Origin of the sequence: Effusibacillus pohliae DSM 22757 (genome assembly GCF_000376225.1) — a bacterium.
GTDB classification, from domain to species: Bacteria; Bacillota; Bacilli; order Tumebacillales; family Effusibacillaceae; genus Effusibacillus; species Effusibacillus pohliae.
This window is the reverse complement of record NZ_AQXL01000135.1, coordinates 179,066-193,492: the sequence shown is the minus strand read 5'-3', so window position 1 is coordinate 193,492 and position 14,427 is coordinate 179,066. Positions and strand designations below refer to the sequence as shown.

The window sequence follows — 14,427 nt, the reverse complement described above, 5'->3', positions numbered from 1 at the left end:
CAAACAGTTTCAGTTGTGGTATAATAGCCATAGCAGGCGACCCTCCAGAAAATAAAATTGTGGCTTCGTCAACTACAATTTTACCACGGATGAACTCGCCTGTTTACTATTTTTAACCACATCAAGAGGCTGGGGTGGAATTTCGGAACCCGGCCTATTTTTGTGTCTGAAAGGGTACGTTTTCCGCTGATTTTTGGGGGAAAGATTATTTTCGCTTATTTCTCAGCCCTTGTCCCGTTTGGCTTCCCGGACATCGCAAAAAGCTCGCGGGTGCGTTTTCATACGTACTCCTCCCCAATCACTTTGTCAACAGCCGAACGGAAGATGGCCCACTCCCGTTGTTTTTGTTGCAGGTGGGACCGTCCCCTGTCGGTGATCCGGTAATACTTTCGCTTGCGTGCACCCGCTTGTTCGCTCCAAAAGGACTCCACGAATCCGTCCGCTTCCAACGCGTGCAGAATCGGATACAATGTGCCTTCTTTGAACGAAAAGATGCCATTCGAACGCTTTTCAATTTCCTTGATCATTTGGTACCCGTACATCGCTTCTCTCTCCAAAAGAGTAAGAACCAAAATGACCGTACTTCCTTTCAACAGTTCCTTGTCGATGCCCATGATACCCCCCCTGGATACTTGCATCGAAATTCTATACATCGATTATCTATGTATAGAATAACACCACCCCTGCCTAAAGTCAATCAAAACAATTCCATGATTTCACAGAAAAATGATAATATACTGAAAAATGGGAGGTTTGATCGATGCAAAAGCCAAATCACATTCCATCCATCGGGATCCGATCCCTGACAGAGGCAGACCGCCCCTGGCTGCGCGAGTTCCTGATCGAGCATTGGGGCGGCACGCAGATGGTCACCAGCCGCGGCATCCACGAATGCGACCGGCTGCCAGACGGATCAAACCGCAGATTCCGCTCGTCGGCGACCACGGCATCCCGATCCGCGACGAGATCGAACTGGAAAAACGGCTGGTTTGATTCCGGCCAGCCGATGCATATTTTGTTACTCCACCGGACAAGGGTCCACGCAAATCCCTACCCATCCCCGTACTGTAATAAAAAAGCTGGAGGGATGGGCTGTGAAATGGATGCTGGCACACAGCGGCAAGATGGACATCCATCTGAAACGGTCGCTCGTCCAGTCCTACCGTTTTTTACGAAAAGTTCCCTGTTTTCTGCAAAATTGGATCCGTCCCCTGTTGGAACGGGCGTCCAGGGTGCCGGTGATCATCCGGTTGAAAGACGAACTGACAGCTATGGACATCGGTTCCTTGCAAAAATCCCGCCGTCTGTCCCGCGCGAAACACCATCCGTTGATCCGTTCCGTTTCCTGCAGAGTGTCGATTGCAAATCTCAAGCGATTGTGTGAACATGACAAAATCGCCTGCATCCACTACGACCGCAAAGTGCACACCTTGCTCGACGTGGCAACCCCGTCGATCGGATCCGCCGCCGCCCAGCGGAGCGGATGGACCGGCAAAGGCGTCACCGTCGCGGTGGTTGACACCGGCATCTACCCGCATCCCGACCTCACACAGCCGGTCAACCGGATCATCGGCTTCCAGGATTTCGTCAAACATCGCACCACCCCTTACGACGACAACGGACACGGCACGCATGTGGCCGGCGATGTGGCGGGCAACGGATTCCAGTCGGGAGGCACATACAAGGGACCTGCCCCGGAGGCCAACCTGGTCGGCGTAAAAGTGCTGGACAAAATGGGCGCCGGCCAACTGTCCACCGTCATCTCCGGAATCGAATGGTGCATCCAGAACCGCGACCGCTATGGCATCCGGGTGATTTCCATGTCGCTTGGCTCCACCGCCGCCACTACCTGGAAAGCCGACCCCGTCTGTCAGGCTGTGGAGAAAGCATGGAGCAGCGGAATCATCGTGGTCGTGGCCGCTGGCAACGAAGGACCCGATTCATCCACGATTTCATCTCCGGGCATCAGTCCTTCCCCCATTACAGTCGGTGCCGCGGACACCCATCGTACAATTCCCCAATCGGATGATACGGTCGCCGATTTTTCGAGTCGCGGACCTACCATAGACCGTCTCGTCAAGCCGGACATTGTATCGCCCGGCATTGCGATCACTTCGCTCCGTTCTCCGGGATCCTATCTGGATAAAATCGAACGAAATGCACGAGTCGGCTCTTGGTATTTCACTCTCTCCGGCACCAGCATGGCGACTCCCATTGTCGCCGGCACCATCGCGCAGATCCTGCAAAAAAACCCGACCCTTACGCCAGATCAGGTGAAATCTCTATTAAAGGGATATGCAGTGAATCTGGGGTATGATGTGAACATTCAGGGAAGCGGCGAAGTGAACGTACAATTTTTAATTGAGAATGCGGGCGCAGATTGATGTCTGCGCCCGCTTCCTTTGCGCATTCTTTCTCCGCACGCCGCTTACAGCCGGATGCTCCCGATCCGCTCCACCGCTTCCCGCAGCCGCGCCTCCGGCGCCAGCAGCCCGACCCGTACATACCCCTCGCCGCATTTTCCAAAGCCGATGCCCGGCGCCACCACCACATGCGCCCGTTCGAGCAGATGATCGGCAAATTCGACCGACCGCATGCCGTTGGGAATCGGAATCCAGGCAAAAAACGAACCTTTGGGCGTCAGGCAGTCCCAACCGAGTTCCCGCAGCCCGCCGACGAGTACGTCCCGCCGCCGCTGGTAAGTCGCTACCAGTTCCCGCACGCATTCCTGCGAAGAGCGCAGCGCGGTGATCGACGCCCGTTGGATCGCCGCAAACAGGCTGACATAAAAATGATCCTGAAGCAAATTGATCAGCGAGATCACATCACGGTTGCCAAGCGCAAATCCGACCCGCCAGCCCGCCATGTTGTACGTTTTTGACATCGTGTAAAACTCGACGCCAACCTCCTTTGCGCCGGGGATTTGCAGAAAGGACAGCGGTTTTTGCCCGTCAAAACCGATCGCTCCGTAGGCAAAATCGTGCGCCACGACGATCCCGTTTTTCGCGGCAAACTCGACCGTCTCCCGGAAAAACTCGCGATTGGCGACCGCCGCCGTCGGGTTGTTCGGATAGTTGAGAAACATCAGTTTCGCCCGCAGCAGCACGTCCTGCGAAAGCAGCGAGTAATCGGGCAAAAAATCGTTCTCCCGCAAGAGCGGCATCATCACCATCTCAGCCCCGCTCATCGCCACCCCCGACCAGTAGTCCGGGTAGCCCGGATCAGGCACCAGACACACATCCCCGTGATTCAACAGGCACTGACTGATCTCCACCAGGCCGACTTTGCCTCCGAACAGAATCGCCACTTCGGCGGCAGGATCCAATTCCACGTCAAACTCCGACTTGTACCAGTCGGCGATCGCTTCTTTCAGTTCCGGCAGCCCGGAAAAAGGAGGATACCGGTGAGTCGCCGGATCCAGCGCCGCCTCCCTGAGCGACTCCACAATGTGCGAAGGCGTCGGGAGGTCCGGATTTCCCTGCCCCAGATTGATCACATCATAGCCTTTTGCCAGGTAGGAATTCGCTTTCCGGACCAGCGCCGAGAAAAACTGCTCGGGCAGCCGCAGGATCCGGTCTGCAGGTTGCACTTTCATTCTGTCAAAAACCACCTTTCATGTCTCGTGCTTGCCGCTAAACCAACTCAAGTGTTTGTAAGGTTCGGGATCAAAATCGCAACTTTCGCCTGCGAATCGCGATCGATTGCACGATTCCCATGATCATGAAGTTGACCAGCAGCGACGTGCCGCCGTAGGAAACAAACGGCAGCGTGATGCCGGTCATCGGCAGCAGCAGCAGTGTCATGCCGATGTTCTCGAAAATCTGGAAGCCAAACATGCCCAAAGCGCCGGTGATAAAATAGGTTCCGAACGGATCGTTGGCCGTGACCGCAATCTTCACCATCCGCTGCAGCATGACAAAATACAGCAGGAGCAGGGCGGACGCCCCGACAAATCCGTATGCTTCCGAAATCGCCGTAAAGATCATATCGGTATGCTGCTCCGGAACAAACGCCCCCTGCGTCTGGGAACCGCCCTGCATGCCCCGGCCCCACAGTTGCCCGTTGCCGATCGCAATGATCCCCTGCAGCAACTGAAAGCCGCCGCTGTCCCGGCCGGCCAGCGTCGGGTCGACCACCGCCAGAAACCGGAGTTTCTGATACCCTTTCAGCGGCAGAAGCTGCACAAGTTTCAGGTAGGTAGCCGGGAAACTGGTCACCAGCACAAAATACCCGATCACGAACACCGCCGCGATGCTGCCGAAAATCCGCAGCAGCTTGCGATCGAGAACCAGCATCATCATCGCGCAAAACAGTCCGACCATCACCAGTCCCTGGCCGAGATCCGGTTCCATCATAATCAGGAGAAACGGTCCCAACCAGATGCCCGCCACCCGCAAAAAGTGGTACCAGGTGAACAGTTCCTCTTTTTCCTTCAGCCTAGCCATATAATACGCCATTCCCATAATCGCGAACAGTTTGCCGAACTCGGATGGTTGAAGCTGGAACCCGGGCAGGTAGATCCAGCTTCGCTGCCCGTTGGTTTCCGGGGAAAAAAGCGCGATCACAAGCAATACCATCGTCATCGCGTAGCCAATCCACAACAGGCGGCTGTTCGTAAAAATCCGGTAATCGGTCAGCACCAGCGGAAAAAACACGGCAAATCCAAAAATCTGCCACAGCAACTGTTTCTGATGATACGCCTGCAGTTCAGGCCGCGTGATCGTGGCGGAATACACCGCCAGATAACTGATCACCGAGATGCCGATGATCACAAGCAGCAATAGGAAATCGAAGTCTTTCGCGTGCCGTTTCAGCCAGTCGACACTGACCAACCTTTCCACCTGCTTTCTCTGAAACAGAAAATACGTCAACTATTATAAGCGATCCGGCATCTTTTTTGTTGATTTTCTGCTAGATCGCCAGCAAGGCATCTGCAGCCGGCAAAAGGGGTTGGCGGCCGCCGTGTCGAATAGATTCCAAACAGGATTTTTGCTGAGGGAGAGCTGCAGATGAACCTGACCCGCCATCGTCCGGACTTCCTCCTGCTGGTCACCATCCTCCTCTTAGTCAGCATCGGCTTGCTGACGATCTACAGCGCCAGCATGATCTGGGCCTACCTGCAAGGGAAGCCGGCTCACTATTTTTTCATCCGGCAGTGCATCTGGGTGTCGGTTGGATTGGTGGCGATGATCGTGACCATGAACCTGCCGTTTTGGATTTGGCGGAAGCTGCTGCCGCTGCTGCTGCTTGCATCGATCGGGACGTTGTGCCTGGTGTTATTGTTACCGGCCGTAAAAGATGTCCACCGTTGGATCAATCTGGGACCTCTTTCCTTCCAACCGTCGGAACTCGCGACCTTGTCAATTATCATCTACGCGTCGCATATCCTTGCAAAGAAACAGGATCAACTGGACACTTTCAAAAAAACGGTTGTCCCGCCGCTGGTGGTGGCCGGCCTGTTCGCGCTGCTGGTGATCCTGGAGCCGGATATGGACGCGGCCGCGCTGATCGTCGTCACCGCGCTCGCCATCCTGTTCGGGAGCGGCGTTCCGCTACGGCACCTTGAGAAAGTGGTCTTGCCGTCCGCTCTGGCGGCAGTTCCGCTGGTTCTTTTTTCCGGCTATCGAAGAGAGCGCGTGTTCTCGTTTCTCGATCCTTTCTCGGAAGCCAATCTGCTAACCAACGGCTGGCAGCAGGCGCACTCCCTTTATGCGATCGCATCCGGCGGCTGGACGGGGCGAGGGCTCGGCCGCAGCATCGAAAAATTCGGCTATCTGCCGGAGCCGCACACCGATTTTATCTTCTCCATCTTCCACGAAGAGTGGGGAGCGATCGGCGGCATCCTGCTGATCCTGCTGTTTGCTGTTCTGGTCTGGCGGGCGCTGCGGATCGCCTCGCTGCTGCCCGATCGGTTTGGCGCACTGATGGCGATCGGGATTGCGGCGATGATCGGGATCGCCGCTTTTGTCAACATCGGGATGGTGATCGGCGTCTTTCCGGTAATGGGGATTCCGCTTCCGTTCATCACATACGGGGGCACGGCGATGCTGATGAAGATGGTGGCGATGGGAATCCTGTTAAACCTGTCGCGCTACACTGTTGAAAAATCACACCAAAGCTAGGAGATGATTCGCATGTACAACATCGAACCGATTTTGCACCCGCTCGGCTCCGGCATCACGATCATCGATCTGATGGAAGGAGGCATACAGGGGCGCACCGGCTGTTATGTCATACAAGGCGAAAAAACCGCCATCGTCGAGACCGGCTCCTCGCTTTCCAAACCGTACATACTGGCCGGCCTGGAGCAATTGGACATCCGTCCCGAGCAGGTGGACTATATCATTGTCACGCACATCCATCTCGATCATTCCGGCGGAGCCGGTTCTATCCTGCCTCATTTTCCGCGAGCGACGGTGGTCGTCCATCCGCGCGGCGCAAGGCATCTGGTCGATCCGAGCCGGCTGATCGCAGGCGCCCGGGCCGTTTACGGCGAACTGCTGGAAACTGCGTTCGGCGAGATTCTGCCGGTTCCGGAAGATCGGATTTTAATCCGGGAGGAAGGCGACACGATCGACCTGGGAGGCGGCCGAGTGCTGACGTTTTACGATACGCCGGGTCATGCGCGGCACCATTTTTCGATTTACGATCCGGTGTCGGAAGGCATCTTTACCGGCGATACGATCGGCATCCGGTATGTGAAACAGTTCACGGGACTTGAGTTTGAACCGATCTATCCAAGCACCTCCCCGTCCGAATTTGACCGTGAGGCCGTCTTCGCCTCGATCGAGAAACTGGAAAAATTGGGGGCCAAGCGGATTTACCACGGCCACTTTGGCATGACGGAGCCGGCAACGCTGGCGTTCGAAAGGACACGCAAAACGGTCGCAGCGTTTGTCGAGATCGCCCGTTCCAGCTTTGCCCCCGGAATGGATTGGACGATTCTGGCGGATCAATTAAAACAGTACATCAAAGAAGACATGGCGGAACAGGGGCACCCGGTGCAAGACCTTACCCCGTTCGATCTGGATCAGGCGGTCAACGCGAAAGGGCTCTTGTACTCACTGGAGAAAGAAGCGAAAAACAGATAAGCGGCGTTCGGTGTAGAATCCCTCCCGTCTGGACAACGTAAAAGGCAGGAGGGATCGCGATGGACATTCACTCCGTGCAACTCCGACAGGATCCAGCCGGATTGCAGCCTCGTTACAAGCCGGTTGCTTCGTGCAGGAACGATCCCAACAAGACTTCGTGCACAACCGGATAACGGGCGCCCGCCGGGTGCATAACCGATTCGAACAAACAGATTCGGTCGACCGTCCAGCCGGCGCCTTGCAACAACGGTTCCGCATCGACACAGTCAGCCCGGAACGAGCGGAGATCGCCTGTCCGAGCCAGCGTGATGTGGGGAACAAACGCGGGCTTGGCATAGCGCTCCGCCCCGAGCGGGCGGAATCCCTGCCGCAGTTGGTTTTGCAGCGACGCCAGCCTGTCTGTTTCGCCTCCTACCCCGCACCAGATCACCCGTGCATCGGGAAACGCCCCAATCCCTTTGAGCGTCAAATGAAACGGCGGTTGCCCCGGAACCACCTGTTCCAAACAGCGAATGGCAGCCGCCAGCCCCGCTGCATCCAGCTCTCCCAGAAAATTCGTCGTGATATGGAACTGCTCAATTCCATACCAACGTTTTACTGGAACATGCGGTTGTAACAACCGTTCCAGTTCGACCAATTTTTCTTCCATCGCAACGGGCAGCTTAACCCCTGCAAAAAACCGTCCCAATCAGTCTCGCTCCTTCTCCGCCTCACCTGCTTGGCCGCCGGCGCCGGACAGGTCAGCCGCTTCCATCTTTTTCTCTTCCATATGCTGACTCCTTTTGCAAAATGTTGCATTTCAACACTATTTTAGGCGAATGTGCCGGGTTCATTCTGATTTTCTCCGCATATCGTATACAAACATAACAGGCCACAATGGGATGCAGTCAAACTTTCGTCTCCGCTTCTGATCGGGCAAGATGCGGAGACTTTTTTTGTGGGGTCTATTTCTGATATGATGAAGGTTGCCAACTCAATCTTATATCAAAAAAAGGAGTACCGCCATTATGTTGCACCGCTTTTCTCGCACGGAACTCGTAATCGGCCCGGAAGGCCTGGAAAAAATGAAAAATTCCACCGTCTGCGTGCTTGGCATGGGTGGCGTCGGTTCGTTCGCCGTGGAAGCGCTCGCCCGCACCGGCGTCGGCAAGCTGATCCTGATCGACAAGGACGTAGTCGACATCACCAACATCAACCGCCAAATCCCGGCGCTCACCCATACGATCGGCATGTCGAAAACGCAAGTGATGGCCGAGCGGGTCAAACAGATCAACCCGGAATGTGAAGTCGTCACGCTCGACATGTTTTTCAACGAGGACACAAAAGAAGAGATCTTTGCGCACAAGCCGGATTACGTGGTCGATGCAATCGACACGATCACGGCTAAAATCCTGCTGATCGTTGAATGCAAGCGGCGCGGCATCCCGATCGTCTCGTCGATGGGAGCCGCCAACAAAATCGACCCGACGCGCTTCCGCGTGGTCGACATCTCGCAAACACAAGTCGACCCGATCGCCAAAGTGATTCGCCGCAAATTGAAAGAGTATGGCATCACGAAAGGGGTGCGGGTGGTCTGCTCGACGGAGCAGCCGATGAAGCCCCGTGAAGATGTGCGGCAGCAGATCGTCTCACCGGAAGTGGAGCAGGGGCAAGCCCCCCGCAAGGCAAAACAGCCGCCCGCCTCGATCGCGTTCGTGCCGCCGGTGGCCGGCATGATCCTCGCCTCCGTGGTGGTTCGCGATCTGTTGGGCTATCAAATCTGACCGTCTCCCCCCTTTCTTTCCGTCGGCCAGCTTCAGTATACTTTTGATCAGAAAACGGGAGACGGACCTCCTGGCAATCGGAACCAAGCAGCGATTGACATTGAACTGGAGGGGAGACGATGCCTGTGGAGTTTGATGTGATTCGCGTAGGGCTTGCGGGCGCCGGCGAGTTTGCGGCGTTTCTGGCGGAGGCTTTCGCATCTCTGCCCCATTTTGAGCTGTGTGCTGTGGCCAGCCGTACCCCTTCCAAACGGGTGCGTGCCATCCAAACCTATGCTGCGCATAAAGGGAGATCGCCCGCATCCGTGCGCGTGCGGGAATACGCCGAAGCCGCCCATTTGGCAGCGGATCCGGAGGTCGATGCCGTCATCCTGGCAACGCCGCCGGATACTCACGCTTCGCTCGGCGCTCTCATGCTGCAGCAAGGCAAACATTTGTTTCTTGAGAAACCAGGCTCGCTGACTGCAGACGGATTGAAAAACCAGCTTCGTATCGCGCGCCAACGAGGATTGGCGCTGACGGTCGACCTGGTGATGCGTCACAGTCCGCTCGTCGAGGCGGTCAAACAGATTCTTGCGAAGCGGCTGTTCGGCCGCCCGGAACAGTGCATCATGCGCAATGCCGCCCACCGTGTGGCGAGCGGCCACTGGTTTTGGGACGAGGCCCGAAGCGGCGGCATCTTTATCGAGCATGGCGTTCACTTTTTCGAGGTGGCCCGCTACTGGTTTGGCGAAGGAGAAGCGGCTTCCGGCCACGCAGCCCGCGAGCCAAACGGTGAGGCGTCGCGCGTGTGGGGTACGGTGATGCACATCGCCCCCGATGGGTGGACAGTTCCCGTGACCTATTACCACGGCTTTACGCGCCTGAAACAGGAACCGGAATTCACCCGGTGGGAGATCCTCTGCACCCACGGTCGGATTGTGATGGACGGCTGGATTCCCCAGCGGCTCAGCCTGGAAGGGACAGTTTGTGCCACCAAGACAGACGAACTGCTGAAGTTTTTGGCTGCGATTCCGACAAATCCGGCGCCGGACACAATTTCGCGAGTTCGCGCACAGGCGCTGAACCTGTCGGCCTCAGCCGGTTCGGCAGGCGACCGCGTGTCGTTTGCCCATAAGCTGGAACTGCCAGATCGCCACGGCTGGTACAAAGCGCTTGTGCAGGCTCGTTTCGCCGATTTTTATCAGATGATACAGAATCCGCAGCACGAAGGCCTGATTACCGTGGAAGATGCGATTCGCGACCTGGAATTGGCGGAAACCTGCAGCGACCGGCCGCTGGGGGTCGCTTTCACGCGTTGACGTTTACAGCCCAACACAGCTCTCTCCATCCGCCCGGCATTTGGCCGGGACTTTTTTTACCGGGCAGCCGGAAGCAGCCGGGAAAGATCCAACTTCGCAAACGTCTGACTCAGTCCAAGGTGGCGGGTTGTCGCATCCCTCCCGACATTTCTCATGCTGATCTTGCTTTTTCTTACATCGGTTTGCTGTCTCAAGTTTTTTAAGGAGCTATCATGAGCCTTATTTCGCGCAAAAGAAATACCGCTTCGCCGTCTCCGCAGGCTCCTGCCAGCGAAAATCGGCCCCCGCTTCCACGTGCGCAAATCCTGCCTCGCGCAGCAACCGCTCAATCGTTTCCTGCGGATAAGCCCGCTGCCAGTGAGTCTCCTGAAACCGCCTGTACAAATCGTCTTCCACATGCGCAAAGAATGTGACATCGTATTCCACCTGGCACCGCTCGGCATCGAACCGACTCTGCCAGATGTAGGCAACGTCCTCCCGCACATCGTAAAACGTTTGCTGCCCCAACTCTTCCTGCAGCATGTAAGGCGTATGCATGTCAAACAGGAACCAGCCCCCCGCTTTCAACTGGCTGCGGATCGCCCGGAAAGCCTGCAGCAAATCGTCCTCTTCCAGCAAGTAATTGAGTGCGTCACAAAACGAGACGGCGCAATCCACTTGTTCGGGCAGCCGCAAATGCCGCACGTCCTGCTGCAAAAAACGCAGAAACGGAGTCGGATGGGGCAGTTTCGCCTGCGCCTGGGCCAGCATCTCCTCAGACAAATCAACCGCATACACCTGGTACCCTTTTTTGAACAGGCGAATCGAAAATGTGCCGGTGCCGCACCCCAGATCCGCCACTTTCCATGGAGCGGCGGCACGGCGGCCGCCCGTTTCCGATGCCAGCCTGTCCTCAAACAAACGCAGCCATTCGTCATACGGTGCGTCTTGCATCAACTCATCGTAGAATTCCGCGAAATCCCGGTACATCACACGCTCTTCCACTTTCCATCCCCCGCACAACAAATGCCCGGTCCTCAAGAGGCCGGGCGATGTATTCGAATCAGCCGTTTTGCCGCAGATTTTCTGACAATACTCAGACAATACTTAACTCCCGCGCGTCGCTCCATACCCGTTCCAGGTTGTAATATTCCCGTTCCTCGGTTCGGAACACGTGGACGACAACGTCTCCGCAATCGATCAGCACCCATTTGGCTTCCTCGTAGCCTTCCATGCCGCGCACCGGGAGTCCTTTTTGCGTCATCTTCTCCTTGACCGCCTGCGCGATGGCTTGCACCTGAGTAGTGGAATTTCCGCTGCATAAGACGAAATAGTCTGCGATCACTGACAGCCCTCGGATGTCGAGCAGTACAATGTCTTTCGCCTTTTTGTCGGCAGCCGCCTCGGCCGCGATTTTTGCAAATTCCACCATTTGTTCCCCCATGCACATGCCTCCTAAGGATTTGTAAAATGGTTCTTACTGCTTAGTGTATGTCAAAAGAGGCTCACACGACCCGTCCATCCTTGAGAATCCGCCAAATCTCGTTGCGTGCCACGACAGTCAAGGGAAAGATCGGTTGTTGGCGCCTGATCAAATACTCGATCGTATTGTCGAACGAAAGAGCCAACGCCATGTGGAGATCCTCTTCTGCCAGCTTGCGGATTTCGGCAATAGCGGGATAGTCGCGGCCCGGTTCAATCGCATCGGCGAGAAACACCACTTTTTCCAGCAGCGACATGTTTGGCCGGCCGGATGTGTGAAACCTCACCGCATTCAACACATCCTCGTCGGCAATGCCGAATTCCTCGGGAGCGATCGCTGCCGCGATATGCCCGTGCAACAGCTCCGTCACTTCGAAAAACATCTCGTTGACCGAATGCTGTTTCGCCGTCTGGAGCAATTTTTCCTTTGGCCATTCCCGGCAATAATCGTGCAGCCAGGCGGCAAGCCGGGCATGATCCGGATCGGTGCCATGCAGCCGGGCCAGCCGGTCTGCCGTTTGCACGACTCCCTCGACATGGCGAAACCGTTTCGGCGAAAGTGCAGACTGCACTTTTTCACGAATCTGCTCTTCTGTCATACAACCCATTCTCCTCGATAAAGCGAATCACTCGTTCCGGAATCAGGTGGCGGACCGATTGACGGTGTTGCAGCCGTTCGCGCAACCACGTGGATGAAATTTCAAGACCGGGCATCTCCACATAATGAACCCGCCGTTCTGCCTCCGGCAAAGCTTGCTGCAGCTCGGCCCTGCACTCGGCGAGCGGAAAACCGGGCCGCGTCATGCCGATCAGTTGCGCCAGCTGCAAAATCCGCCTAGGCGACTGCCAGTTCGGAAAATCATACAGCATGTCCGCCCCTACAATCAAGTATAACTCATCTTCCGGATATTGAGACGAAAAGGATTCCACCGTGTGGACCGTATAAGACGGTCCCGGCTGCTGCAATTCCCAATCGGACACCTGAAAACCCCGCTCATCGGCGACCGCCAGCTCCACCATCCGGAGACGCCGGTCGGCGGGCGAAATGTGATGTTCCCGCTTGTGAGGCGGCACACCGGACGGAATGAATATCACGCGATCGAGCCCCATCGCTTCCTGGGCCAATCTTGCGGCCACCAGATGTCCGATATGGACCGGGTCGAACGTTCCGCCAAACAGACCGATTTTCATGCTGCGGGAACCTCATTTCGGCAATTCGATTTGCTTGTTTGCGGCCGATTCCCGATACAAAACCACCGTTTTCCCGATCACTTGCACCAGCTCAGCTCCCGCGCCTTCAACCAGTTGTTCCGCGACCTCGTCCTTGTCGCATTCACAGTTGTTCAGAACGGAGACTTTGATCAGTTCCCTTGCTTCCAGCGCCAGCGACACCTGTTCCAGCAAATTTTCCGTTACTCCGCCCTTCCCGACCTGCAAAATCGGGTCGAGATGGTGGGCCAACGAACGCAAATACCGTTTTTGTTTCCCTGTCAGCAACCTGATGACTCCTTTGGCCAAAATTTTGGTTTCGCATTCCTTCTTCACCTTCGCGGGATGAGGATCGATTCGACCGTTTGCCGCATGATCTCCACAGGAGCTTCGGCGCCTGTCCACAACGTAAACGCTTCCGCCCCCTGGTAGATAAACATGCCCAACCCTCCGTGCGGTGTGGCGCCGCGCCGGCGAGCTTCCCGCAAGAGACACGTTTCCAACGGGTTATAAATCAAATCCGACACGACCAGCCCTTCATGCAGCAGAGCCGGATCGATCGGGCTCTCTTCCACATTCGGGTGCATGCCGACAGACGTTGTGTTCACCACCAGCCGCACTCGCTTGATCAACTCCGGGATGTCCGCAAGCGAAACCGAATGAACCGAGCACAACGCCGCGATTCGTTGCGCCAGCTCGTCCCCTTTTTGCCGGGTCCGGTTGGCGATATAAATTTCCTTCGCCCCTTGCCAAGCAAGTGCCGTCACGATCGCCCGCGCGGCGCCGCCTGCCCCGAGGATCAACACCGGCGATTCCGGCAGGGACAGCCGGCTCTCTTCCAGCAACGAACGCACATACCCCGTGCCATCCGTATTATGTCCGATCAGTACACCGTTTTCATTCACAATCGTATTGACCGCCCCGATCAGATCCGCTTCCGGCGTGATCCGGTCCAAATAGGGCATCACATCCACTTTGTGGGGGATCGTCACGTTCACGCCGCGCATCCCCAACACCCGAATGCTGTCAACCGCGGCCGCCAGCGATTCCGGGGCGACGTCGAACGCAACGTACACATAGGGCAGCCCCAATTCCCGAAAAGCGGCATTGTGCATCGCGGGCGAGCGGGAATGACGAACGGGATGGCCAAACAATCCGGTGAGAGTCAAATGTCCGCTGCCGTCCATCTTCAACCTCCATATGTCCATGCTACCCGATGAAACCACTTATTTTGATCCTACTATACCAAACTTTCGCCCAATGAAAAACACCCCCGTGCCAGACGGCGGTGTTTTACGGGAAAGCGTTCACAGATCCCCCGGATGCTTATTTGCGAAAATCGATCTGCAAAATGACCCCCTGCTTCTGAAACAACAGCTTGATGTCATGCAGATGATAATCGGCCAGAGTCGGGTCTTCCTCCCGCACAATGGATACTTGCCTGCGCAAATGATCGATGAATTCGTCCATCCGTATCGGTTTCGCCTGGAAATCGGCATCCATCCACCGCTCTACCAGGCGCTTGTGCTCTTCCACCTGTTGTGCCATACCGTTCCACCCCTGCCTCCCGGAAAATGTCGTATTTTACCGTATGCAGGTTGG

Annotated in this window: 16 protein-coding genes; 5 read left to right on the top strand and 11 right to left on the bottom strand. The window is 56.2% G+C overall.

Features of this window, described 5'->3' with window-relative positions:
• Nucleotides 1-278: 278 nt before the first annotated feature.
• Nucleotides 279-614: a PadR family transcriptional regulator gene (locus C230_RS0118760; protein ID WP_018133595.1), complete on the bottom strand. Its 336-nt coding sequence runs from the start codon at nucleotides 612-614 to the stop codon at nucleotides 279-281.
• A 489-nt stretch (nucleotides 615-1,103) separates the two neighbouring features.
• Here C230_RS0118760 and C230_RS0118750 point away from each other — a divergent pair, with 489 nt between their 5' ends.
• Nucleotides 1,104-2,384 (top strand): S8 family peptidase, encoded by a 1,281-nt coding sequence (locus C230_RS0118750; protein ID WP_051074290.1) that lies wholly within the window; start codon nucleotides 1,104-1,106, stop codon nucleotides 2,382-2,384.
• Between the two features lie 44 nt (nucleotides 2,385-2,428).
• On the opposite strand, the gene C230_RS0118745 is transcribed toward C230_RS0118750, so the two are convergent.
• Nucleotides 2,429-3,595, bottom strand: a complete 1,167-nt coding sequence (locus C230_RS0118745) for a pyridoxal phosphate-dependent aminotransferase (RefSeq protein WP_018133592.1) — start codon at nucleotides 3,593-3,595, stop codon at nucleotides 2,429-2,431.
• Between the two features lie 70 nt (nucleotides 3,596-3,665).
• Nucleotides 3,666-4,841 carry an FtsW/RodA/SpoVE family cell cycle protein gene (locus tag C230_RS0118740; protein WP_169332865.1) on the bottom strand — a complete coding sequence of 392 codons (1,176 nt, stop codon included), beginning with the start codon at nucleotides 4,839-4,841 and terminating at the stop codon, nucleotides 3,666-3,668.
• A 168-nt stretch (nucleotides 4,842-5,009) separates the two neighbouring features.
• On the opposite strand from C230_RS0118740, the gene ftsW reads away from it, so the two are divergent.
• Nucleotides 5,010-6,122, top strand: coding sequence for a putative lipid II flippase FtsW (gene ftsW, locus C230_RS0118735; RefSeq protein ID WP_018133590.1), 1,113 nt, complete (start codon nucleotides 5,010-5,012; stop codon nucleotides 6,120-6,122).
• 12 nt (nucleotides 6,123-6,134) lie between these two features.
• Nucleotides 6,135-7,091: an MBL fold metallo-hydrolase gene (locus C230_RS0118730; RefSeq protein WP_018133589.1), complete on the top strand. Its 957-nt coding sequence runs from the start codon at nucleotides 6,135-6,137 to the stop codon at nucleotides 7,089-7,091.
• Between the two features lie 112 nt (nucleotides 7,092-7,203).
• Here C230_RS0118730 and thpR read toward each other — a convergent pair whose 3' ends face one another.
• Nucleotides 7,204-7,779 carry an RNA 2',3'-cyclic phosphodiesterase gene (gene thpR / locus C230_RS21595; RefSeq protein WP_018133588.1) on the bottom strand — a complete coding sequence of 192 codons (576 nt, stop codon included), beginning with the start codon at nucleotides 7,777-7,779 and terminating at the stop codon, nucleotides 7,204-7,206.
• A 319-nt stretch (nucleotides 7,780-8,098) separates the two neighbouring features.
• Between thpR and C230_RS0118715 the strand changes: the two genes are divergently transcribed.
• Together C230_RS0118715 and C230_RS0118710 are read left to right on the top strand one after the other, a co-directional pair.
• On the top strand, nucleotides 8,099-8,854 hold the full coding sequence (locus C230_RS0118715; RefSeq protein ID WP_018133587.1) for a tRNA threonylcarbamoyladenosine dehydratase: 756 nt from the start codon (nucleotides 8,099-8,101) through the stop codon (nucleotides 8,852-8,854).
• Nucleotides 8,855-8,973: 119 nt separating this feature from the next.
• Nucleotides 8,974-10,155 carry a Gfo/Idh/MocA family protein gene (locus tag C230_RS0118710; protein WP_018133586.1) on the top strand — a complete coding sequence of 394 codons (1,182 nt, stop codon included), beginning with the start codon at nucleotides 8,974-8,976 and terminating at the stop codon, nucleotides 10,153-10,155.
• 219 nt (nucleotides 10,156-10,374) lie between these two features.
• Here the strand turns inward: C230_RS0118710 and C230_RS0118705 are convergent, their stop codons facing one another.
• From C230_RS0118705 to C230_RS0118675, 7 genes are all read right to left on the bottom strand, one after another.
• Nucleotides 10,375-11,139, bottom strand: a complete 765-nt coding sequence (locus C230_RS0118705) for a class I SAM-dependent DNA methyltransferase (RefSeq protein WP_245534015.1) — start codon at nucleotides 11,137-11,139, stop codon at nucleotides 10,375-10,377.
• Nucleotides 11,140-11,230: 91 nt separating this feature from the next.
• The gene (gene rsfS / locus C230_RS0118700) at nucleotides 11,231-11,578 is read right to left on the bottom strand and encodes a ribosome silencing factor (protein ID WP_018133584.1); all 348 of its coding nucleotides are present in this window, start codon (nucleotides 11,576-11,578) and stop codon (nucleotides 11,231-11,233) included.
• Nucleotides 11,579-11,639: 61 nt separating this feature from the next.
• Entirely contained in the window at nucleotides 11,640-12,215 is a 576-nt protein-coding gene (gene yqeK, locus C230_RS0118695) for a bis(5'-nucleosyl)-tetraphosphatase (symmetrical) YqeK (RefSeq protein WP_018133583.1), read from the bottom strand.
• Entirely contained in the window at nucleotides 12,193-12,807 is a 615-nt protein-coding gene (nadD, locus tag C230_RS21045) for a nicotinate-nucleotide adenylyltransferase (protein ID WP_018133582.1), read from the bottom strand. Before nadD ends, yqeK begins: the two co-directional genes overlap by 23 nt.
• A 12-nt stretch (nucleotides 12,808-12,819) precedes the next feature.
• Nucleotides 12,820-13,113 (bottom strand): ribosome assembly RNA-binding protein YhbY, encoded by a 294-nt coding sequence (gene yhbY, locus C230_RS0118685; RefSeq protein WP_026174434.1) that lies wholly within the window; start codon nucleotides 13,111-13,113, stop codon nucleotides 12,820-12,822.
• Between the two features lie 44 nt (nucleotides 13,114-13,157).
• Nucleotides 13,158-14,012, bottom strand: coding sequence for a shikimate dehydrogenase (locus C230_RS0118680; RefSeq protein ID WP_018133580.1), 855 nt, complete (start codon nucleotides 14,010-14,012; stop codon nucleotides 13,158-13,160).
• Nucleotides 14,013-14,151: 139 nt separating this feature from the next.
• The gene (locus C230_RS0118675) at nucleotides 14,152-14,373 is read right to left on the bottom strand and encodes a hypothetical protein (protein WP_018133579.1); all 222 of its coding nucleotides are present in this window, start codon (nucleotides 14,371-14,373) and stop codon (nucleotides 14,152-14,154) included.
• Nucleotides 14,374-14,427: the final 54 nt, after the last annotated feature.